We start from the raw sequence: 21,290 nt of genomic DNA, 5'->3' as shown, positions 1-21,290 counted from the left end.
ACGCAACACGCTGGCACGCGAAAACATCAACACCAAAGTCGATGGATCGCATGCCAGCGTACCCGGGCAAAGACTTGTGGTTGCCCAGCGTTGCCGAGCAGTGTGGCGTTTCCGGGCTCCGCTCATATTCGTTGCAAGTATGGCGTGCCAGCGAGCAAGCGTGTTGCGTGCCAGCGCTTCTTTTTACCAGGTATCAATCATCGGCCGCCGCTTGCCGGCGATCGGCGCCATGCCTTCCGGCGGTTGCGCGCGCAGGCCGCGCATCACCCAGGCACGGGTATCCACCGGATCGATCACGGCATCGATTTCCAGCGCCGCGGCCATGCTCAGCGCCTGTCCCTTCTCATACAGCTGAGCCACCAGTTTCTCGTACAGCGCCTGACGTTCTTCCGGTGTTTCCTGGGCATCCAGTTCCTTGCGGTACGCCAGGTTCACCGCCCCTTCCAGCCCCATGCCGCCAAATTCGCCGGTGGGCCAGGAAGCGCAATAGAACGGCGCATGGAAGGAACCGCCCGTCATGCCCTGGGCGCCCAATCCATACCCCTTGCGCAGCACGATGGAGAACAGCGGCACGGAAAGACTGGCGGCGGTGACGAACATGCGGCAAGTGTGGCGCACGGTGGCGGTCTTTTCTTCATCAGGACCAACCATGAATCCGGGGGTATCGCACAGGCTCAGCATCGGGATGGCAAAGGCATCGCACAATTGCATGAAGCGGGACGCCTTGTCCGCCCCCGGCGCGTCGATGGCACCACCCAGCACTTTCGGGTCGTTGGCGATCAGCCCCAACGGACGCCCTTCGATGCGGATAAAGGCGGTGATCATGCCCGGCGCGAAGTCCGGCCGCAGTTCCAGGTAGGAATCGCTGTCCACCAGAGTGCGGATCAGCGAGCGTACGTCGTAGGCGTGCAGCCGGTTTTCCGGAATGGCCCGGCGCAACCAGCGCTGATCCTCGCAGTCCCAGTTGGCCACCGGCCCCTGGAAGTAGCCCATCAGCTTCTTCGCCAGGGCGGCGCCTTCTTCCTCATCCTTGACCACGCAGTCGATCACACCGTTGTGGCGCTGCACCGACACCGGCCCCACTTCCTCGGGGCGGAAGGAACCGAGGCCACCGCCTTCGATCATCGCCGGGCCGGCCATACCGATGCAGGCGTTCTCGGTGGCGATCATCAGATCACTACAGCCGGCGAACACCGCGTTGCCGGCGAAGCAGCGTCCGGACACCACGGCAATGCGCGGCACCAGACCGCTGAGGCGGGCGTATTGCAGGAAGCTGGGGCCATCCAGACCCGCCACCTTGGTGGCGTTGTCGGTATCACCGGGACGGCCGCCGCCGCCTTCGGCGAAGAAGATCACCGGCAGCCGGTGCTTCTCCGCCACCTCCAGAATACGGTCGGTTTTCTTGTGGTTCATGGTGCCCTGGGTACCGGCCAGCACGGTGTAATCGTAGGCCAGCACCACGCAGCGGCTGTTGCTGTCGTCGAACAGATCGCCGTTCACCGAACCGATGCCGGTGACCATGCCGTCCGCCGGGGTGTTCTTGATCAGATCCTCGACACTGCGGCGGGCCTTCTGGGCGGCGATGGTCAGCCCGCCGTATTCGATGAAGCTGTCCGCATCACAAATCGCCGCCACGTTTTCGCGGGCGGTACGCTGTCCGGTGCGACGGCGCTTGGCCACCGCGTCGGGACGGTTCTCATCCTCCAGCAGCGCCAGCCGCTGTTTCAGCCGCGCCAGGTCGGGGCGGATGTAATCCAGATCGATGTCCTCTTCCTCGATCCCCTGCTCGCCGCCCACTTCCGCCGGCTCCACGAACAACAGCGGTTCGTCCTTGCCAACCGCGTCGCCCACGTCCAACGCGCACAGGCGCACGATGCCGCTCATCGAGGCCACCACCTGGTGCTGCATCTTCATTGCCTCGACGAAGGCCACCGGCTGACCTTCACGCACGGTATCGCCTTCCGCCACCATGTATTCCACCAGCACGCCCTGCATCGGCGTGATCACCGGCTCGGTGCCCGCGGGTCCCTGTACCCGCTGAGTGGTGGCGGCCTGCTCCTCGGCACCGCTGCTGAAATGCAGCCGCCGATGTTCGCCATCGCCCACCAGTTCCGCCATATGCTGATCCACGAAACGGGTGTGCAGCGTATTGCTCACCACTTCATCCCGTTGCAGCAGGTTCTGCAGAAAACCGATGTTGGTTTCCACGCCTTCAATACGGAACTGACACAAAGCCCGATAAGCGCGGCCCACGGCGTCGGCATAGTCGGCGCTACGGCTGTGCACGATCAGCTTCGCCAGCAGGGAATCGTAGTGGGGGCTGGTGCGGTAGCCGCGATAACCGAAGGTGTCCACGCGCACGCCGGGGCCACCCGGCGCCTCGAAGGTGGTCAGCGTGCCGCCGCTGGGCTGGGTGTCGCCGTTGGCGCTCATGGTTTCCATGTTGATACGCAGCTGGATCGCGTATCCCGCCGGCGCCGGCTCGCGCCCGGATACCAGCCCCATTTCAGCCAGGGAGCAACCCCCGAACAGGCGCAGTTGCGTCTGCACCAGGTCCACGCCGGTGACTTCCTCGGTGACGGTATGTTCCACCTGTAAGCGCGGGTTCGCTTCGATGAAAGCAAAGCGCGATTCATCCGCGTCAACCAGAAACTCGAAGGTGCCGAGGCCGCGATAACCGACCTTGGCGGCGATGCGCCGGGCCGCGTCCAGCAGTTGCTGGCGCATGCCTTCCGAAAGGGTGGGGCTCGGCGCGATTTCCAGCAGCTTCTGATTGCGGCGCTGCACACTGCATTCGCGCTCCCACAAATGCACCGGCTCGGCCCCGCCATCACCAACGATCTGCACTTCAATATGACGGGCCCGCGCCACGAAGCGCTCCACATAGACCGCGTCGTTGCCGAATGAGGAGGCGGCCTCCGCCTGACAACGGCGATAGGCTTCGTCGAGATCGTCTTCCGGGCCGACGATGCGCATGCCACGCCCGCCGCCACCGGCGATGGCCTTGACGATCACCGTGCCCTCCTCGCCCAGTTGCGCCCGGAAAGCCCGGGCCTGTTCCAGCGAGGTGACGCCATTGGTGCCAGGCACCACCGGCACCTCGCATTCCTGCGCCAGCTCCCGGGCCCGGGCCTTGTCCCCCAACAGGGACAGGGTTTCCGAGGAGGGGCCGACGAAAGTCATGCCGGCCTGCTCGCACAAGGCGGCGAAGGTGGGGCTTTCGCTGAGGAAGCCATAGCCGGGGTGGACTGCGTCACAGCCGTGTTCCCTGGCCACCCGCAACAGTTGCTCACCATCCAGGTACGCCGCCACGCCACGTCCTTCCAGAGCCACCGCCTGATCCGCCAGGCGTGTGTGCAGGGAAGTGGCGTCGTCCTCGGGGTACACCGCCACGGTGGCGATATTCAGATCGGCGGCGGCTCGGGCTATGCGTACCGCCACCTCTCCACGGTTGGCAATCAGCAGTCTGGCAATGGTCATGGGGCTGGTCCGTCCTGTTATTCGAATGGGTGCCTACATCAGGGAGCACCGGTCACGGGGTACGACGATAGCGATTTATTTACTTACACGTCAATTAGTATTGACAGGGTTTTTATTTACTTGCAGATTAGGAATCCAATTTGGACCAGTCGGAGATCGCCCCGTGGGACGCCCGGAAAAAAAAGCACGACTCGGCCAGCCGCCCATGAAGACACAGATCAAACAGGCGGCCCGGGATCTGTTTATCCAGCGCGGCATCGGTGACGTCAGCTACGGCGATATCGCCGAGGTGGTGAATACCACCCGGGCCAACCTGCACTACCACTTCGGCAACAAGGAAGCGCTGATCGAAGCGGTGTTCCAGGAGACCTTCGACAGCGTCGAGAACACCTTCCAGGAGATCTGGGCCAAGCCCGGCCTGACCCTAGATCAGCGCATCGAACTGACCGCGAAGGACAGCGCGGAGCGCTTTTACCAGTTCAACGATGACGAAAAAGGCCGCCGCCCCTGGAGCCTTTCCGCCCAGGCCCGTTTCACCAGCCAGCATATTTCGCCCAAGGTGCAGGCCGGCATTTCCAATATGTCCCGCCGTTTCGAGGACTACGTGACCCATGCGGTGAAGTTGGCCATCGGCAACGGCGAGCTGCGCCACGACGCGCCGGTCCGCACCATCGTTCTGATGATCTCGCCGATATGGAATTTCGGTTCGCTGCTGACCCAACACAGCGGCCTGAAAAAACTGATGGACCATTATGCCGCGGTGCGCACCACCATCAACGCGGCCTATGGCGCACCTGACGACGCGTAACCCCACGCGCGACAGGGCCCAGCACACATTCAGATAACAACAGGCCCGCGACAACACAGCACGCGGGCCAGTGCCGGAGGCAAACATGGCGCAAACATCGGAAGCGCGCACCGACAGTCCGCTGTTGGAAGTGCGTGATCTGAGTATTTCCTTCGCCCGACCCGGTGGCGAAACGTCGATTACTCGCAACGTGTCGTTCGATGTGAACGCCAGCGAACGGGTCGGCGTAGTCGGCGAAAGCGGTTGCGGCAAGACCGTCACGGGCCTCGCCCTGCTGGGCCTGCTGCCGCGCCGCACCGCCCGGATTCGCGGCCGGATTCTGTTTCAGGGCCGGGATTTGCTGACCATGCCGGCGCGGGAACTCCGGCGCCTGCGCGGCCGTGACATCAGCATGATCTTCCAGGAACCGATGAGCGCCCTGGATCCGGTGTTCACGGTCGGCGAACAGCTCACCGAGACACTGCGCAGCCACGAAAAAGTCAGCCGTGCGGAGGCCCGCGAGCGGGCCATCGCCGCTCTGGAGGAGGTGGGCATTCCGTCTCCCCATACTCGCATCGACGAGTACCCCTATCAGTTTTCCGGCGGCATGCGGCAACGGGTGATGATCGCCATGGCGCTGATCTGCCGGCCGAAGCTGGTCATCGCCGATGAACCCACCACCGCCCTGGACGTCACCGTGCAGGCGCAAATCATCGACCTGCTGCGCTCGCTCAGTGACAGCCACGGCACCGCCCTGCTGTTCATCACCCACGATCTTGGCGTGGTGGCGGAAACCTGTTCCCGGCTGCTGACCATGTACGCCGGCGAGGTGGTGGAGAATGCTCCGGTGGACGATGTCTTGCTGCGCCCGGGCCACCCTTATTCCTCGGGCCTGCTGCGCTCCCTGCCCGGACTGAGCGAGCGCGGCAGCCGCCTGCCTTCGATTCCCGGCCGGGTTCCGGCGCCGGATCAGATGCCGGCGGGCTGTCGCTTCCAACAGCGTTGCCCGCACGCCGCCCCCTTGTGTGAACAGCATCCGCAGTTGGAGCCATTCCAGGGCCTGCGGGAAGTGCGCTGCTGGCGCAAGGATGAACTGACGCTGACGGGAGCGGTATGAGTATGAACGCTTTGGCTTCCAATCCCATCGCCGACCGTGACAACGCCATCTCGGTGGACGATCTGGTGATTCACTTTCACACTCGCGCCGGCACCGTGAAGGCGGTAGACGGTGTCAGCTTCGATATTCGCCCCGGGGAGACCTTCGGCATCATCGGCGAATCCGGTTCCGGCAAAACCACCCTGGGCCGGGCCCTGGCCGGTTTGCTCAAAGCCACCGACGGCCACATCCGCTATCAGGGTCGGGAACCGGCGGCATTGTCCAAGGCCGAGCAGCGCCAGATCCGCCGGGATTACCAGATTATTTTTCAGGACCCGCATGCCGCTCTGAACCCGCGCATGACCATTCTGCAATCGGTGATGGAACCGATGGAGATCCTGCGCGACGGCGACGCCCGTCAGCGCCAGCGGGTCGCCAAGGAAGCGCTGGAACGGGTGGGCCTGCCGGCGGAAATCGGCAGGCGTTATCCTCACGAGTTGTCCGGCGGCCAGAAACAACGGGTGAACATCGCCCGCACTCTGACCTTGAAGCCCCGTTTCATTGTTTGCGATGAAGTGGTGGCGGCACTGGACGTGTCCATTCGCGGCTCGGTGTTGAATCTGTTCGCCGATCTGCAGAAAGAGCTGGGCATCACCTACGCCTTCATTACCCACGACATCTCGGTGGTATCCCACGTCAGTGATCGCGTTGGCGTGTTGTATCTGGGCCGCTTGATGGAAGTGGGCCCGGCGGCGGCGGTCACCGAAAAACCCATTCACCCCTACACCCAGGCACTGTTGTCGGCGGAGCCTCTGCCGCTGCCCAGCGACCAGCGCGACCAACGCCGCGCCATCCGCCTGCAAGGGGAAATTCCCAGTCCGTTGGCGCCACCCTCCGGATGCCGCTTCCGCACCCGCTGTCCGGCGGCCCAGTCCCGTTGCGCCGAGCAGGAGCCGGCCTGGCGGGAAGTCGCGCCCGAACATTGGGTGGCCTGTCATTTCGCCGACAGTGAAGGCGGTCCACTGGACCGGGAACAATCCATTCAGCACAACAACAACAGGTAGGGCCTCATGAACCATCACGACAACCATTATCACAACGACGACGACGATCTGATCATCAACGGCGTGCCCATGGGACGCCGTGCTTTTCTCGGTATGCTGTCCGGCGCGGTGGCGGCCGGCACCCTGATGTCGCCCTCATGGAGTTGGGCACAGGCAGGAGGACAAGCCACTCTGACCGTGAGCGCACCGGCCAACCCCTCCAGCCTGGATCCCGCCACCGGCGGCTCCGGCTCCGATCATGTGTTGCTGTTCCCGATGTACGACACTCTGGTCAACTGGAATCCGGCCACTCTCAGCGCCACCCCTGGATTGGCGCAGAAATGGTCCTTCCCGGACCCCAAAACCCTCGTGCTGGAACTGCGCCCGGGCGTGACCTTCCATGACGGCACGCCGTTCAATGCCGAAGCGGTGAAAACCAATATCGACCGCAGCCGTACCGCCGAGTTTTCCAACATCCGCCAGGATCTGAGCTCCGTGGATCAGGTCGAGGTCAGCGGCGAGCATGTGGTGACCCTGCATCTGAAGAACCCGGACAGCGCCCTGCCACTGATTCTTTCCGACCGGGCCGGCATGATGGTCAGCCCCAAGGCTCTGGCCGACAACAATAACCGGGTGGACCGCAATCCGGTGGGCGCCGGTTTCATGCGCTTCCAGAAGTGGGACGACGGCAGTGAAGTGGCGATGACCCGTTACGCCGACTACAACGGCCCCAATAAACTCGCGGTGGGCGCCATCAGCTTCAAGATCATCACCGACAGCGCCACCCGCCTGCGCTCGGTGATGTCCGGCCAGGCCCAGATGGCCTACCACCTGGACGGCCGGCAGAAACAGATGATCGAGCGACTGCCCACCCTGCAGGGCTTCGCCGATCCCACCATCTACTGCTATCAGTTCTACATGAACATGGCGCGCAAGCCTCTGGATGACGTACGGGTGCGGCAGGCGATCAACTACGCTGTGGATCGCGAGACCTTCGTCCGCGTCGCCATGGCCGGTGCCGGCGAACCAGCCTATATGAACCTGCCGAAAAGCCATTGGGCCTATGATCCGGAAACCGCCAAGCTCTATTCCCATGATCCGGACAAGGCACGGGCGCTGCTCAAGGAAGCCGGCCACGCCGACGGCATCGAGCTGGACCTGCGCGGCTACAACGATCAGTCCTCGGTACAAATGCAGGAAGTGCTGATGGAGCAATTCTCCAAGGTCGGCATCCGTGGCCGCTTCCGTACCGGCACCATCGCAGATATGTCCGCCGCTTACTTTGGCCAGGAAAAAGCCGGCCATATGCTGCTGTCCGCCTGGACCGGCCGCCCCGATCCCAGCCTGAGCTACAGCCTGCTCTATAGCGGCACCTCCTACTTCAACGCCGGCCAGGTCAAGCCGCCGGAAGGTTTCGACCAAGCGTTGCTGGACTCACGCAGTAGCGATGACCAGAGCCAGCGGCAGCAGGCCCTGGCCCGGGTACAGCGTATCGTCATGGAGAACGCCCTGGTGGTGCCGCTGGCGTTCCGTCAGAGCATCGTTGCCACCACCGCTCAGGTGCAGGGGTTCGAAAACAACCTGCTGGGCAAACCCAAGTTCAACAACGTTTCCCTGAAAGCCTGACGTCCGTAACGCGCCCTCCGGGGCGCGTTGCCGGGCGGGAGTTGTTCCCATGGTCACTCGTGTAAAACAACGGATGGTGATATCGCGCCTGCTGCAGGCGCTGCCTATCCTGGTGCTGGCCACCTTTATTGTGTTCTGCCTGATGCAGTTGATCCCCGGTGACGTGGCCGTCACTCTGGCCGGCGAAAATGCCTCGGTGGAACGGATCGCCGAGATTCGTCAGGCCTATGGTCTGGATCAGCCGTTCTTCGTGCAATACGGCCAATGGTTGTGGCAAGCCGCCAGCGGCGATCTTGGCACGGCGCTGCTGTCTGGTGAGCCGGTGGCGCAAACCATTGCCCGGACCTTCCCCAACACTCTGCTGGTGGCCGTATACGCTACCCTGCTGTCGATAGTGATCGGCGTACCACTGGGCATACTCGCCGCCACCCGCTCCGGTTCCAAACTGGATGGCGGCATCATGGGCGCCGCCTCGCTCGGCGTGGCCCTGCCCAATTTCTGGTTCGGCATGATCCTGGTGCTGTTCTTCGCGCTGACCCTGCGCTGGTTCCCGGCCACCGGCTTCGTTTCTCCGTTTGAGGACTTTAGCCAGGCGCTGTGGTACGCCACTCTGCCGGCCCTGGCCTTGTGCACCAATGGCATCGCCGAGGTGGCGCGACAACTCCGCAGCTCCCTGGTGGAAATCCAGTCCTCCCAACATGTACGCACCCTGCACGCCAAGGGTTTGAGCCCGGCGCGTATCCTCTGGCTGCATGGTTTGAAGAACGTCAGCGTCAATCTGCTCACCGTGGTCGGGCTGCTGTTCAACAAAATCCTCGCCGCCACCGTGGTGGTGGAAGCGGTGTTCGCCATCCCCGGCATCGGCAGCAGCATCGTCAACGCGGTACTGCAGGGTGATTTCCCGGTGGTGCAGGGCGCGGTACTGGCCATGGTGGTCACCGTCATCGTGGTCAACCTGTTGACCGACCTGCTGTGCACTCTTCTTGACCCGAGGATTAACGCATCATGACCAATCTGACGCTATCCGAAGCCGAAGCGGAACCTTTGCCGCACTGGGAAGAGCCGGCGTTGCCAGTTCGCCTGCTGCGCTGGCTGCGTCGCGATCCCCGCGCCGCCATCAGCCTCGGTATTCTGGTGATCATTCTTGGCGCCGCTTTGCTGGCGCCGTGGATCGCCCCCTATTCACCCACGGATCAGAACGACGAACTGATACTGGCCGGTCCCAGCGCCGCGCACTGGCTCGGCACCGACGACCTCGGCCGTGATGTGTTAAGCCGTCTGATCCATGGTGGCGCCAATTCTCTCTATGCGGCGCTCCTGGCGGTTTCCGTGGCGCTGGCTATCGGCCTGCCGCTGGGACTGATCGCCGGCTTCACCGGCGGCTGGGTGGATTCCGCCATCAGTCGCCTGGTCGATACCTTCCTGTCGTTCCCGGCCATCATCCTGGCCGTGGCGGTGACCGGCGCCATGGGAATCGGCCTGACCAACGCCATGTTTTCCGTGGGACTGGTGTTCGCGCCGCAGATAGCCCGCCTGATTCGCGCCCGCACCCTGGTGGTACGACAGGAACTTTATGTCGACGCGGCCCGCTGCTTCGGCGCCTCTCCGGCACGGCTGCTGATCAAACACGTACTGCCCAATGCGGTACAGCCGGTGATCGTGCAGAGCACCCTACTGCTGGCCGTGGCCCTGCTGGCCGAAGCGAGCCTGAGTTTTCTTGGCCTCGGCGTGCAGCTGCCCGAGGTGAGTTGGGGCTCGATGATCGCCCGTGGCTACCTGTACATGTCCATCGTGCCTGAGCAAATGTACGCCCCCGGGGTATTGATCATGATCACCGCGGTGGCCTTCAACGCCCTCGGCGAGTCCCTGCGATCGGCCCTCGACCCAACCACCCAGGGCCACGGATAACCCCTTTTATGACCGCCGTCCATGGCGGTCACCCATAGGGCCGTCGCTGAAGCGACGTTAAAAATGGCTCCCGGCCATTTTTTAGCGCCCCGCCGTCAGAGGCAGGTCGGGGCGCTCTTTGTATTGATCGAGGCCGATGAGGCCGATAAGGAGAGCAAGCAGATGTCCAGCCAGACCCAAGCCGAATTCAATCCAGTAGCGGTCCCCGGTTCCGCCTGGGCCGGGGAAACCGTGGAATACCTGCGCGGTGAAAAGCCATTGCATGAATACCTGCAACAGCACGCCGAGGAAGTGCCCGATCGCCGCGCCTACATCTATTACGGCACCGAACTGACCTGGGGAGAGGTCGGTGACAAGGTACGGCGCCTTGCCGCCTACCTGAGCCAGCAAGGCATTGGCAAAGGTGACCGGGTAGCGCTGTACATGCAGAACTGCCCGCAGTACATCATTGCTCACTACGCGGTGCAGAGCCTGGGCGGCATCGTGACACCGGTGAACCCGCAGTACAAAGCGGCGGAAATCGCCTACCAGTTGAGCAATGCCGAGGTTTGCGCGCTGATCGCCGCGCGCAATCTGTACCCGAACGTGGCACAGGCACGGGACCAGGTCCCGACCCTGAACACCATCCTGACTCTCGCCTATGGTGATTACCTGCCGGCGGCGCCCACCCTGGAGATTCCCGGAGAGCTGCTGGACGAACCGGACCAGGCGCCGGCGGATACCGTGGACCTGAGCCAGGTACTGCGCGACACCGCGCCGCTGGCCGAACTGCCGGCCGCCGATCTGTGGAACGGCATCGGCCTGATGACCTTCACCTCCGGCACCACCGGCCGCCCCAAGGGCGCCATGCTCAGCTACGGCAGCAGCCTGTTCAAAATGGCGGCGTCGTTCCAGGCCAACCGCCTGAAGGCGGATGGCATTGGTCTCGCCATCGCGCCGTTATGCCACATTGCCGGCATGAACATGGGGGTGTACATGCCGGTATACGCCCGACGCACCACCGTGATCCTGGCGCGCTTCGATCCGGAAACCACCGCCAAGGCGTTGCACCAATACCGTTGCGACATGTGGTACTCCATCGCGCCGATGAACCGGGCGCTGCTGGACATGCCCAACATCGGCGACTACGACCTGAGCAGCCTGAGCAATAACCCGGCCACCAGCTTCGGCATGCCGGTAACGGAAAAGCTGGCCGGGGAATGGAAGGCGCTGACTGGATGTCAGATGCACGAAGCCGCCTATGGCCTGAGCGAAACCCACACGTCCGACACCTTCATGCCCAAGGACCGCATCAAGTGGGGCAGTTGCGGTGTACCGGTGGCGGGCAACGAGATCCGCATTCTCGATATGGAAAGCAAAGCGCCACTGGGGCCCAACCAGAGCGGCGAGATCGTGGTGCGTAACCCGGCGGTGTTCAAAGGCTACTGGAAGCGGGACGAAGCCACCGCGGAGACGCTGCGTGACGGCTGGGTGCACACCGGCGATGTCGGCTACCTGGACGAGGACGGCTACCTGTTCTTCACCGGCCGGGTGAAGGAAATGATCAAGTGCTCGGGCTACAGCGTGTTCCCCGAGGATGTGGAAGCGCTGATGCAGGACCACCCCGCCATCGCCCAGAGCGCCGCCATCGGTATCCCCGATGACAAACGCGGCGAGACGGTAAAGCTGTTCGTGGTGCTCAAGCCCGATCACAAAGGCAAGGTCAGCGAGCAGGACATGATCAACTGGGCCAAGGAGCACATGGCGGCGTATAAATACCCGCGTCACATTGCCTTTATCGACAGCCTGCCGGCCACCCCCGCCGGCAAGGTACTGCGCCGTCTACTGAAGGATTAAGAGCCCGTTCGCAGTGGCCGCCGTCATACGGCGGTCACCGTTTCGTCACGCCATTGTCATCGCCGTTCTGTACACCCCAAGGGCGACCAAAATGACAACTGGAGACGATTCATGGCGACTTGGCGACTTCTGGCCACCACCACGGTACTGGCCGCCGCCCTCAGTGCCTGTGGGGGAGACAGCGACAACGACCCGACACCGGTGGATCCGCCGGTAACCACCCCGGAAAGCATCAGCCTGGAACTGCTTGGCCGCTACAAGAGCGGACAATTCGACGCCAGCGCAGCCGAAATCACCGCCTATCATGCCGGCACCAAGCGGGCCTTCGTGGTCAACGCACAGAAAGGCGCGGTGGATGTGCTGGATCTGAGTGATCCGGCCAACCCGGCTCACGCCGACACCCTGACCACCGAAAACATTGGCGAGGGCACCGTGGTCAACAGCGTCGCCGTACATGGCGATCTGGTAGCTCTGGCGGTGGAGGCCCCCACCAAGACCGATCCCGGCCATCTGGCGCTGTATGACGCCAACACCCTCGAGCTGATCTCCACCACATCGGTTGGCGCTCAACCGGACATGGTGACCTTCACTCCGAACGGCCGGTACGTTCTGCTCGCCAACGAAGGCGAACCCAGCGACGACTACAGCGTCGATCCGGAAGGCTCCATCAGTGTTGTGGACATCACCGACCCGGCCAGCCCGCAGCCCGACACCGCGGATTTCACCGACTTTGATGATCGCAAGGACGAGCTGCTGGCTGCCGGCGTGCGCATCTTCGGCCCTAACGCCTCCGTGGCCATGGATCTGGAGCCGGAATACATCGCGGTTTCCACCGACAGCGGCAAGGCCTGGGTCACCCTGCAGGAAAACAACGCTCTGGCGATTGTCGATATCGCCAACGCCAAAGTCATCGACATCGTAGCGCTGGGCACCAAGGACCATGGTGAAGACGGCAACGGGCTCGACGTCTCCGACGACGACGGCGTCATCAACATCACCACCTGGCCTGGTGTCAAAGGCCTGTACCTGCCGGATTCCATCGCCGCCTACCCATCCGGTGGCGCCACCTATCTGGTCACCGCCAACGAAGGTGACGCCCGTGCCTGGGGCGAGGACAATGCTGCCTACTTCGGCACCGAGGACGCCGCGCCCTGCGACGGCGACGTCACCCAGGGCTTCGTCGAAGAATGGCGCGTCAAACATCTGGTGCACGCCAACGGCTTCGACCGCCGCTGCGGCGACGATCTGCCGGCCCACCTGCGCGCCCTGGCCGCCGGAGCACTGCTGAATCCGGAAACCTTCAGCTACTGCAACGCCACCGCCGGCGACCCCGGTGACTGCCGTGAGGACGAGCAACTCGGCCGCCTCAACATCACCTGGACCGAAGGCTATCGCACCGACGAGGCTGGCAACCCGGTCATGTTCAACGAGCAGGGCCTGGAAGACGCCAACGGCGACCGCCTCATGTACGACAACCTGTACGCCTTTGGCGGCCGCTCGTTCTCCATCTGGGACGAAGAAGGCGCTCTGGTATGGGATTCCGGCGACGCCATCGAACAGTTCCTGGCCGGCGAGGAGTGCATGCTGGGCAGCAATCGCGATATTCCGTGCAAGGACTTCTTCAACAGCAATCACGACGAAGGCAACGCCCTGGAAAGCCGCAGTGACAACAAGGGACCGGAGCCGGAAGGTCTGACCATCGGCCAGATCGGCGAAAAGCACTTCCTGTTCCTGGGCCTGGAGCGCATGGGCGGCATTCTGGTGTACGACATCACCGACCCCACCACGCCGATCTTCCAGGACTATCTGAACACCCGTGAAGACTGGACAACGGAAGACCCGTCCACTGTGGAAGCCGGCGATCTGGGCCCGGAAGGGCTGACATTCATCCCCGCCGAGCAGTCTCCCAACGAAGAGGCACTGCTGATCGTGGGCAACGAGGTGAGCGGCACCACCGCCATCTACCGGGTAGAGTCCGAACTGGCGGACTAATACCCGATCCTGCCTGGGGCGACCGCCGGTTCCCACCGGCGTCGCCCCCTATTTCTACCCGCGCACTTCATTAACATCGTATTATTTACTTGTCCGCGCGCGCCACCGACTCATCTTTTAGCCCCAACCGGGTTGCATAATACCCCCAAGAAAGTCAATCATTCTGACCAATGACCCTCAGCCAATCGAGACAGTGAGTCGATGATGACAGAGAGCCTTTCCCCCGAAGACCTGGACGCCACCCTGGAGACCCTCCATTTCGCCTTTCGCGGCCTGGTCGCGGAACCGGACGCCATCCTCAAGACCTATGGCCTGTCCCGCATCCATCACCGTCTGCTGTTCTTCATCAACCGCTACAACGACCTCAGCGTCAATGAACTGGTGGAAACCATGCGCCTGACCAAGCAGGCCATCCATAAACCTCTGAAGACCCTGGCCGAGCAGGGTTACGTGGACGTGCGCCGGGACGACAACGACAAACGCATCAAACGCCTGTCCCTCACCGAGCAAGGCAAGGCCCTGCAGGCCCATCTCACCGGCATCCAGCACCAGTTGCTGAGGGAATCCTTCGCCGAGACCGGCGATGATCACGAAGGCTGGCGCCGTGTCATGGAGGCCATGGCGCGGCGGCTGGGCGGCTGAGCCGGAAACGGCATAAAACGCTCAGGGACGGGATGCCTTACACGGTATACATCAAACTCGCCGAGGACGCAGGTTTGGAACAGAAAGAGCCGTACCGGTTCGCGGAGGTGCTCAAGGCAGCGACGGACCTGTTCGAGGGAGACAAAGCCCGGGCCCGGCAATGGTTACTCAATCCCGTTCGTGGCCTCGGTGGGCGCCGTCCGATCGAGATGCTCGCCACCTCGGCGGGAGCAGAGGCGGTACTGAATCTGATCGGTCGTCTGGAACACGGCGTGGCCGTATGAGTTCGATTCCAGCCTATCGCCTGGTAAAGAAACAGTGGCGGACAACGGCCTTCGACGGCGAGGGGCGATCTTGCGTCTACCTGGCGTGAAACAACTCCGGGGGGTCAGGTCTTGCCCGGCGCCTCCCAGCCCAATCTCCCCCAACCCCTGAGTTCATGGGCTCTAACCATGAGATCATATTGGGTTATCTGAAGCGTGGCTCGAAAAGATTGTAATCACATGGCCGGCAGGCTCGCGAACGGTGAACATTTCATGATCGATTTTAGGGCGTGCTTCGATTCTTGATGGATTTAGACCCAGTTCTTTGAATTTCCGATGGGACGCATGCAGATCATCGACCATCAGGTCAAACGAGGCTTCCTTCGCATCAACCTCATCTTTCAACATCAGTATTAGGTGAGTGCCGCCCCGCATTTCATAAACGGAAATCGGTGACCCTTCGAAGATCGGGCGCATTCCTATAGTCCGCATGAATTGAGCGGACTCTTCCATACGGTCAGTTTCCAGAACGACATGCGCGACTCCAATAGGAGGCCGGGGTTCCTTCTTTGTCATATGTCTATCACCTCTTCGATTTTGGCGCCCAACGCCCCTGTGCAGCGGCGAGCGTAGCGAGTCAGGCGCGAACTGCCACGAATTGTTATTTTTTCACAAGAAAGAGGGAACATTGCCAGTATGAATAATCTTATAACTTGACGCCCTTCCTCTTGGGGTAAATAGCGCATTACTTATGCCACGTTTCGCAATAAACACATCTTGTATCTGCCTTTCTATCGGTTCTATGTCAGATACTTGAATTCGAGGATCTGTAACGACGGAAGCAAAAGCAGGCTGGCCTAGAGGCGTGCTCGATCCAAAAATAGCCATAGACCTATCAACATAGTGCTTCTGGTATCGCTGGGCCAAGCCTTTCATGCCACCTCGACCACCAACCGAACCAATGTAACAGTGATGGTTTTCTCCAATCACATAGAACAGCCCAGGCTTCTTCTTTAGCTGGTTACAAAGATCAAAGAAATCTTGAAACCCAGTCCATACCAAATTCAATGAGAACCCTCCCAAAAAAACATAACAGGCATTAGGACGCCTCCTCGGATATACAATCAACGCGCCAGCGCCCATCACCTTGCTTTTTTTAGTATCGCCAAATAAGGCCAGAAAACTCGATAAGTTACAAACTCGATCCGTTGCCTGCCCCCAATCGCTTGGCCTTTTCCTTTCCCAGTGATCATGACACTGCACATATGAACAGACTCCACGGTGTAGCCGTGCACACGGATAGTAACTGGCGCTCGAGACTTCCGATCAATTTCGCCAAGCGATTCGAGTGCGTCAATACAGCCCGCAGACCGAGAAGAGCGATTGGTATTGGATTCGTTATTTCCTTCGGCTCCATAAACTACGCCAATCCAGTGAAATGTCGGAGCCAGAGGTTTCGGGCTGCGGGGGCTTCTGGCTCCGCCCCTTCCCGCAGCATCAGAAGTGCGCCCGTGCCAGGCGCACAAAAAAAGGGCGCCATCCGGCGCCCTGAAAATGAGGGTAGTTACTTTTATGGTTATCTCTGGTTATACAACCACTCGTCCCGTCCCAAGGCGCGGTTGTTAATACGGATCTCGGCGATATCGCCGGCGAACAGATTGCCGGGGTTGCCCTGCCAGCTGTTCACGCCGATGGACCAGGGCTGGCCCGGCTCCACCAGCAGACCCTGTTGCTCATCGACACCGGTGCGCATGACCAGCGAGCCGTCCACGTACATCTGCACCCGCTCTCCGTCGTTGACCAGCGCGATGTGATACCAGTACTCGTTGCTCACTTCCCAGGACCAGTTGTCCTGGCCCTTGCCGTTCTGGGAGGTGCTCACCCACTGGAACTCTTTCAGGGAAGAGACGTTCAGGCCCAGGGAGGCGTCGCTGCCTGAGCAGGAGACGGAGTGATAGTTACACACCTGGGTGATGCCCGGTTGGTGATTGAGGATACCGGACCACTGATTGTTCTCGGGCGTCCAGCCTTCCGGCAGACGCACGATGGCTTCGATGGTGTACTGCGGCAGGAAGCCCGGCTGGCCGGCGGCGCTCTGCTCGAAGGTCAGGCCCGGGCCGTCGGTGGTCAGGTAATAGCCGCCGATTTCGTTGCGCCCCGTGAAGCGGGCACTGCCGGTGGCGTAGCCGAACGCGGGAGCGTCCGTGGTGACCTGGAAGAAATTGGAGAGATCGCCTTGCGGATCGTTATAGGACACCAGTGTCATGGTGTTGCCGTTGCCGGACGCATCCATGAACTTGACGCTGTTGTCGGTGGCGGTGATCTGGTGCTCCGAATCCAGAATCCAGTAGGCCTGGGTGCCCTCGATGCTGCCCGGCGCCACGATCCCCTCGCCCTGGTTGAGGTCGGCGAAGCGCTGCTCGAAGTCCATCGGCACGCTGAATTCCCAGCGCGACAATTCGTCCTGGGGCTGACGGCTGGCTTCGTCGATGGCCGCCACCCAGGGTGAGTAGGACATGAAATCCAGTTCGTCGTTGGTGAGGTCGAACGTCACCAGCTGCATCATGCCATTACCGCCCCAGAAACCGGATTGGTAATCCACCACCACCATGACCACATCACGGCCGTAGTCGTTCTTGCCCACCATCATCGCTTCACCGTGGTGGTGACCGTTGAAAGTCAGGAAAATCTGATCGTGGCTGCGAATCAGTTGCTCCCACAAACGGGCGCCATGCTCGGTGAAAATAGCGGTTTCGCCATCACCGGCGATGTTGAGCAACTGGTGCGTGGTCAGAATGGTGGGGACATCCGGATGCTCGTCCAGCACACCACGGGCCCACTCCAGCGACTGATCGGACACACGCCAGTCCAGAGCCAGCACCAGATACTCACGTCCTTCGGCTTCGAAGATGTGATAGCTGTTGAAGCCAGTGTCATCCGCACCCTGGAAAGTGGAGAAGTTGCCGGCCTGGCGTGCCGCGGAGAAGTACCGAGGGAAGGGTTCGGCGGCCAGGTCCCGGTCCGCGTCCCACTGCCCGCTGTTCAGCACATCGTGGTTGCCAGCGAGAATGCTGTACGGCGTTTCCGGATTGACGTCGAGAATCTGCATGGCCTCCATCGCCGCGGCCCATTCGGAATCCGCGCGGGGCAGGTCCACCACATCCCCCAGATGCAAGGTGAAAGGAATGTTGTATTCCTGGTAATTGTCCGCGATCCACTGCGTCTGGACGATGTAACGCTCTGGCGAATAACGGGAATACTTCTGGGTATCCGGGATCACCGCCACGGTGAAGCTCTGACTGGTGTCCCCACCGCCATCACCGCCGTTATCCCCACCACCGTCTCCGTCACCACCATCATCGCCGTTCCCGCTATCCGGCGGCGTGGGGTCGCCTCCGGAATGGCTGCTACTGTCACCACCACAGGCGGTCAGGAATAAAGACAAAAGAATAACGAGCCAGGTGGCACGCCACCCGACGGGTCTCAAGGCATTCATCGGCAAGCTCCGCAATCACGATAAGGACAAGGTGCGTACTTTAGAAAACGGAGGTGACCAGCCAATGACGATGAAATGTCATTTCAATAACAGAAGTGCCAATACCGACAGGTATGCCCATCGGTATTGGCGATCAGGCGGGCGATGCTCAGGCGGTGGCTTCCTGTTTATCGAAGGTCTTTTTGTACAGGGAGCGTTTCGGCTTTTCCATTACTCGTCGCAGCATCGGCTCGAAGAACGACAGAGGCAGAGTTTCCGCGTCCGGATCGAAGGCGGCGCCGTCGTATTTCGCGCAAAACTCCACGGTACGTTCGAAGCACGGGTGGTCCCGGAACTGGTCACGCAGATTACGATCCAGCCCCAGATGATGAAAGAAATAGTAGCCCTGGAAAATGGCGTGGTGTTTCACCATCCAGTAATTTTCCTCACTGACAAACGGCTCCAGCAGGGAGGCGGCGATGTCGGCGTGGTTGTACGGACCAAGGGTGTCGCCAATGTCATGCAGCAGCGCGCACACCACATACTCCTCATCCTTGCCGTCCTGATGAGCCAGGGTGGCGGTTTGCAAGCAATGGGTGAGACGGTCCACCGGGAAGCCGCCGCAATCGCCTTCCAACAGACGCAGGTGTTCGATCACCCGGTCCGGCAATTCCCGGGCGAAACCGCCAAAGGCATCGGAAATGATCTGCCAGTCTTCGGCCTTGCCGTCTTCCATATGGGTGAAGCTGGCTCTGCGTTCGTCGTGCTGACCTTGCATGATGTGGTTCTCCCGAACCCCGGCGCGGGGGGCCACCGATGACACGGCCCGGAGAGCGGGTCGCGGTGGCGGCGGGCTGGCGCGACGGGTCATTGTTGAACGTTATTTAGGGCCTGTTCACACTATTTCCATCGCGCCTGCTGGATGGAAATAGTGTGAACAGGCCCTGCTATCGGTCCGTGCCACGGCGGGCGCCAAACAATGGAACCGTGGGTTCAGTCTAGGTCCGGGGGCGGCGACAAACTGTCAATTTCTTTACACTTGGGAGATGACAAAAGAAAAGGCGGAAAGAATGGCAAGAGAGCGACGGGGAAACGACCATGAGTGACCGGGCCCTGGCCATTCTGCGCAGCTGTTCCTTACTCTCCGGATTACCCGAATCGGCCTTGCGGGAAGCCGCCACGGCGGCCCGCATCCGGCCGTTCCGGACCGGCCAGGTGCTGTACGAGCGGGGTGAGGTGCAATCGACCCTGTCGGTGGTGGGCACCGGTAATGTGCGGATCAGTTCCACCAATCCCGAGGGGCGCGAAGTCATCCTGACCCTGTTCCAGGCCGGCGCCTGGTTCGGCGACACCGTGTTCTCACCGGGTATGCCCCGGGTGTTCGGCGCCACCGCCCACAGCGATGGCGAACTGCTGGAAATCCCCGGCCAGGATTATCGGGCTCTGCTGAGCCGCTATCCAGAGGCCTATCCCCGTACTCTGGATATGCTCAGCCGTCGTCTGTGGTCGGCCATTTCCGTGATCGAGGACAACGCTCTGCGCGATATGCCGGGCCGGCTTGGCCGGCGCCTGTTGTTTCTGGCGGAAACCCTGGACGGCCACGCCCTCACCGAGCCGGTGACCTTCAAGCTGACCCGGGAGCATATCGCCAGCATGCTGGGCATGAGCCGCCAGGGCGTGCACGGGGTGCTCAAGCAGCTGGAGAGGGAAGGGCTGGTCCGGTTCGGCTACGGCACCGTTACCCTGCCCGATCCCCAGGCCCTGCGGCATTACCTGGATGGGCACTAGTGTGACTTTCTGATTAGACACAGTTAACACTTTAGCATTAATCGTGATAGCATTTCGCCACCAAATCATTATTGGCGGAACACGGAATAAAGAACCGCCACGGACATTCAAGGACGGCTTGCTGTGGGGCACCGCCGTTGTTTTCCGATTTCTTGCCTGACCTGACCTTGCCCGTCCTGCCTCCAGGCTGGACCGAAATCACGCCACCGGACTGGTTGGCGGCGCCGCTGGCGGTGGTGGTGGTGATCAGCGCGCTGCTGTGGAGCGGACGCATCCGTCAGACCGTGGTGGTGAATTTCCTGGTGCTGGGGCTGATGTTGCCGGCGTTGAATCTGTGCCTGTTCGGCATGGCCTTTCATCTCAGCCACGACTCTATGACCCAACAGCTTATAGAGCTGCTGCCACCCTGGCTGAGCTGAAAGCCCGCGCTACTGGTCGGCCTCCGGCGCGGCCGGCTCATCACTCGGAGCCAGAATCCGCCGCAGGAAGGCCAATTGCTCCCGCAGACTGCGCTCCTGGTGTTCGCCCTGATAGATGTCGAAATGTCCGATGGAATAGCGGCGCACCGTCGCGTCCGGCATCCGGGCGATTGCCCGGTCCGCGTCCCGCGCCGGCGCCACCGTGTCCTCATCGCAGACCAGCACCAGCGCCGGGCATTGCACCCGGTCGGCCACGGTCACCGGGCGAAACAGCGGCAGGCTGAACGCGATCCGCGCCGCCACCTGGTTAGGGACGCCGTCCGCCAACAAGGCGGTGTAGCCCTGATAAGCGTCTTCGCTGCTCATCGCCGCCACCTCACCGGGTTGGCCGGCGCTGGCCACATAGTACGGCGACAACCCCACCGCGCCGCGCACCGCGTCGAGAGCCCCCAGGGCGGTAAGCTTCAGCCCCTGCACGAGCCCGGCGTAGCGGATCACTTCCAATACCGCGTTGAAGCCGTCCATCATCGGGCACTGGCTGATGATGCCGGCCACCCGTTCACGGGCCGCCACCGCGGTGACCAGACCGCCGGAAAACGACGTTCCCCACAGGACGATGCGATCCGGATCCACTTGCGGATGGCCCCGCACGGTGTGCAACGCCGCCTGCCAGTCCGCCACCTGACGGGCCGGTGACAACAGTTGCCGGGGTATGCCTTCACTGTCGCCGAAATGCCGGTAATCAAACCAGAACACCGCGTAACCGGCGGCCAGGAAAGCGTCCCGGAACGGCGCCAGCCCGCACTCCCGGGTCAAACCAAAGCCGTGCGCCATGATCAGGGTGGCGAAGGGCCCGTCCCCTTCCGGCAGGAACAAATCACCACAACAGGACTGACCGGCGCTGACGAATCGGATGGCTTCGCTTTGACTCATGG

Annotated in this window: 19 protein-coding genes; 13 read left to right on the top strand and 6 right to left on the bottom strand. The window is 61.8% G+C overall.

Going from position 1 to position 21,290, the window contains the following annotated elements; all coding sequences use genetic code 11:
• Positions 1-183 precede the first annotated feature (183 nt).
• Complete coding sequence (locus B5T_RS02785) at positions 184-3,480, bottom strand: carboxyl transferase domain-containing protein (protein ID WP_014992934.1); 3,297 nt, start codon at positions 3,478-3,480, stop codon at positions 184-186.
• A gap of 163 nt (positions 3,481-3,643) precedes the next feature.
• On the opposite strand from B5T_RS02785, the gene B5T_RS02780 reads away from it, so the two are divergent.
• The 10 genes from B5T_RS02780 to B5T_RS02735 all read left to right on the top strand — a co-directional run bounded on the left by B5T_RS02780 (position 3,644) and on the right by B5T_RS02735 (position 14,694).
• Positions 3,644-4,288 carry a TetR/AcrR family transcriptional regulator gene (locus B5T_RS02780; protein ID WP_014992933.1) on the top strand — a complete coding sequence of 215 codons (645 nt, stop codon included), beginning with the start codon at positions 3,644-3,646 and terminating at the stop codon, positions 4,286-4,288.
• 85 nt (positions 4,289-4,373) lie between these two features.
• Positions 4,374-5,384 carry an ABC transporter ATP-binding protein gene (locus tag B5T_RS02775; RefSeq protein WP_014992932.1) on the top strand — a complete coding sequence of 337 codons (1,011 nt, stop codon included), beginning with the start codon at positions 4,374-4,376 and terminating at the stop codon, positions 5,382-5,384.
• A complete protein-coding gene (locus B5T_RS02770) occupies positions 5,381-6,427 on the top strand; it encodes an ABC transporter ATP-binding protein (RefSeq protein WP_202803030.1) in 1,047 nt (348 codons plus the stop codon). The genes B5T_RS02775 and B5T_RS02770 overlap by 4 nt, the downstream gene beginning before the upstream one ends.
• Before the next feature lie 6 nt (positions 6,428-6,433).
• Entirely contained in the window at positions 6,434-8,032 is a 1,599-nt protein-coding gene (locus B5T_RS02765) for an ABC transporter substrate-binding protein (protein ID WP_014992930.1), read from the top strand.
• A 49-nt stretch (positions 8,033-8,081) separates the two neighbouring features.
• Positions 8,082-9,041 carry an ABC transporter permease gene (locus tag B5T_RS02760; protein ID WP_014992929.1) on the top strand — a complete coding sequence of 320 codons (960 nt, stop codon included), beginning with the start codon at positions 8,082-8,084 and terminating at the stop codon, positions 9,039-9,041.
• Positions 9,038-9,940 (top strand): ABC transporter permease, encoded by a 903-nt coding sequence (locus B5T_RS02755; protein WP_014992928.1) that lies wholly within the window; start codon positions 9,038-9,040, stop codon positions 9,938-9,940. Before B5T_RS02760 ends, B5T_RS02755 begins: the two co-directional genes overlap by 4 nt.
• Before the next feature lie 162 nt (positions 9,941-10,102).
• On the top strand, positions 10,103-11,776 hold the full coding sequence (locus B5T_RS02750; protein ID WP_081586816.1) for an AMP-binding protein: 1,674 nt from the start codon (positions 10,103-10,105) through the stop codon (positions 11,774-11,776).
• A gap of 111 nt (positions 11,777-11,887) precedes the next feature.
• Positions 11,888-13,768, top strand: coding sequence for a choice-of-anchor I family protein (locus B5T_RS02745; protein WP_014992926.1), 1,881 nt, complete (start codon positions 11,888-11,890; stop codon positions 13,766-13,768).
• Between the two features lie 201 nt (positions 13,769-13,969).
• A complete protein-coding gene (locus B5T_RS02740) occupies positions 13,970-14,410 on the top strand; it encodes a MarR family winged helix-turn-helix transcriptional regulator (RefSeq protein WP_014992925.1) in 441 nt (146 codons plus the stop codon).
• Positions 14,411-14,442: 32 nt separating this feature from the next.
• On the top strand, positions 14,443-14,694 hold the full coding sequence (locus B5T_RS02735) for an antitoxin Xre/MbcA/ParS toxin-binding domain-containing protein (protein ID WP_014992924.1): 252 nt from the start codon (positions 14,443-14,445) through the stop codon (positions 14,692-14,694).
• Positions 14,695-14,868: 174 nt separating this feature from the next.
• On the opposite strand, the gene B5T_RS02730 is transcribed toward B5T_RS02735, so the two are convergent.
• Positions 14,869-15,249 carry a VOC family protein gene (locus tag B5T_RS02730; RefSeq protein ID WP_014992923.1) on the bottom strand — a complete coding sequence of 127 codons (381 nt, stop codon included), beginning with the start codon at positions 15,247-15,249 and terminating at the stop codon, positions 14,869-14,871.
• A 93-nt stretch (positions 15,250-15,342) separates the two neighbouring features.
• Positions 15,343-15,936: a hypothetical protein gene (locus tag B5T_RS22950; RefSeq protein WP_148279193.1), complete on the bottom strand. Its 594-nt coding sequence runs from the start codon at positions 15,934-15,936 to the stop codon at positions 15,343-15,345.
• 43 nt (positions 15,937-15,979) lie between these two features.
• On the opposite strand from B5T_RS22950, the gene B5T_RS23815 reads away from it, so the two are divergent.
• Positions 15,980-16,225: a phage integrase N-terminal SAM-like domain-containing protein gene (locus B5T_RS23815; RefSeq protein ID WP_081586815.1), complete on the top strand. Its 246-nt coding sequence runs from the start codon at positions 15,980-15,982 to the stop codon at positions 16,223-16,225.
• Positions 16,226-16,249: 24 nt separating this feature from the next.
• Here the strand turns inward: B5T_RS23815 and B5T_RS02725 are convergent, their stop codons facing one another.
• Both B5T_RS02725 and B5T_RS02720 read right to left on the bottom strand, forming a co-directional pair.
• Complete coding sequence (locus B5T_RS02725) at positions 16,250-18,169, bottom strand: LamG-like jellyroll fold domain-containing protein (RefSeq protein WP_014992922.1); 1,920 nt, start codon at positions 18,167-18,169, stop codon at positions 16,250-16,252.
• Positions 18,170-18,317: 148 nt separating this feature from the next.
• Complete coding sequence (locus tag B5T_RS02720; protein ID WP_014992921.1) at positions 18,318-18,926, bottom strand: HD domain-containing protein; 609 nt, start codon at positions 18,924-18,926, stop codon at positions 18,318-18,320.
• 320 nt (positions 18,927-19,246) lie between these two features.
• On the opposite strand from B5T_RS02720, the gene B5T_RS02715 reads away from it, so the two are divergent.
• Together B5T_RS02715 and B5T_RS02710 are read left to right on the top strand one after the other, a co-directional pair.
• Entirely contained in the window at positions 19,247-19,936 is a 690-nt protein-coding gene (locus B5T_RS02715; protein WP_014992920.1) for a Crp/Fnr family transcriptional regulator, read from the top strand.
• A 137-nt stretch (positions 19,937-20,073) separates the two neighbouring features.
• Positions 20,074-20,355 (top strand): hypothetical protein, encoded by a 282-nt coding sequence (locus tag B5T_RS02710; protein WP_014992919.1) that lies wholly within the window; start codon positions 20,074-20,076, stop codon positions 20,353-20,355.
• Positions 20,356-20,364: 9 nt separating this feature from the next.
• On the opposite strand, the gene B5T_RS02705 is transcribed toward B5T_RS02710, so the two are convergent.
• On the bottom strand, positions 20,365-21,288 hold the full coding sequence (locus B5T_RS02705; protein WP_014992918.1) for an alpha/beta hydrolase: 924 nt from the start codon (positions 21,286-21,288) through the stop codon (positions 20,365-20,367).
• Positions 21,289-21,290 lie beyond the last annotated feature (2 nt).

The sequence above is a fragment of the Alloalcanivorax dieselolei B5 genome (genome assembly GCF_000300005.1).
GTDB classification, from domain to species: Bacteria; Pseudomonadota; Gammaproteobacteria; order Pseudomonadales; family Alcanivoracaceae; genus Alloalcanivorax; species Alloalcanivorax dieselolei.
Note: the sequence above shows the minus strand (reverse complement) of the source record. Positions and strands in the feature narration are given on the sequence as shown.

What these genes read in the sequence shown, in the direction of transcription:
- B5T_RS02785 (WP_014992934.1), bottom strand. Translation starts at nt 3,480, where the DNA reads ATGACCATTGCCAGACTGCTGATTGCCAACCGTGGAGAGGTGGCGGTA.
- B5T_RS02775 (WP_014992932.1), top strand. Translation starts at nt 4,374, where the DNA reads ATGGCGCAAACATCGGAAGCGCGCACCGACAGTCCGCTGTTGGAAGTG.
- B5T_RS02770 (WP_202803030.1), top strand. Translation starts at nt 5,381, where the DNA reads ATGAGTATGAACGCTTTGGCTTCCAATCCCATCGCCGACCGTGACAAC.
- B5T_RS02765 (WP_014992930.1), top strand. Translation starts at nt 6,434, where the DNA reads ATGAACCATCACGACAACCATTATCACAACGACGACGACGATCTGATC.
- B5T_RS02760 (WP_014992929.1), top strand. Translation starts at nt 8,082, where the DNA reads ATGGTCACTCGTGTAAAACAACGGATGGTGATATCGCGCCTGCTGCAG.
- B5T_RS02755 (WP_014992928.1), top strand. Translation starts at nt 9,038, where the DNA reads ATGACCAATCTGACGCTATCCGAAGCCGAAGCGGAACCTTTGCCGCAC.
- B5T_RS02750 (WP_081586816.1), top strand. Translation starts at nt 10,103, where the DNA reads ATGTCCAGCCAGACCCAAGCCGAATTCAATCCAGTAGCGGTCCCCGGT.
- B5T_RS02745 (WP_014992926.1), top strand. Translation starts at nt 11,888, where the DNA reads ATGGCGACTTGGCGACTTCTGGCCACCACCACGGTACTGGCCGCCGCC.
- B5T_RS02740 (WP_014992925.1), top strand. Translation starts at nt 13,970, where the DNA reads ATGATGACAGAGAGCCTTTCCCCCGAAGACCTGGACGCCACCCTGGAG.
- B5T_RS02735 (WP_014992924.1), top strand. Translation starts at nt 14,443, where the DNA reads ATGCCTTACACGGTATACATCAAACTCGCCGAGGACGCAGGTTTGGAA.
- B5T_RS02730 (WP_014992923.1), bottom strand. Translation starts at nt 15,249, where the DNA reads ATGACAAAGAAGGAACCCCGGCCTCCTATTGGAGTCGCGCATGTCGTT.
- B5T_RS02725 (WP_014992922.1), bottom strand. Translation starts at nt 18,169, where the DNA reads ATGAATGCCTTGAGACCCGTCGGGTGGCGTGCCACCTGGCTCGTTATT.
- B5T_RS02720 (WP_014992921.1), bottom strand. Translation starts at nt 18,926, where the DNA reads ATGCAAGGTCAGCACGACGAACGCAGAGCCAGCTTCACCCATATGGAA.
- B5T_RS02715 (WP_014992920.1), top strand. Translation starts at nt 19,247, where the DNA reads ATGAGTGACCGGGCCCTGGCCATTCTGCGCAGCTGTTCCTTACTCTCC.
- B5T_RS02705 (WP_014992918.1), bottom strand. Translation starts at nt 21,288, where the DNA reads ATGAGTCAAAGCGAAGCCATCCGATTCGTCAGCGCCGGTCAGTCCTGT.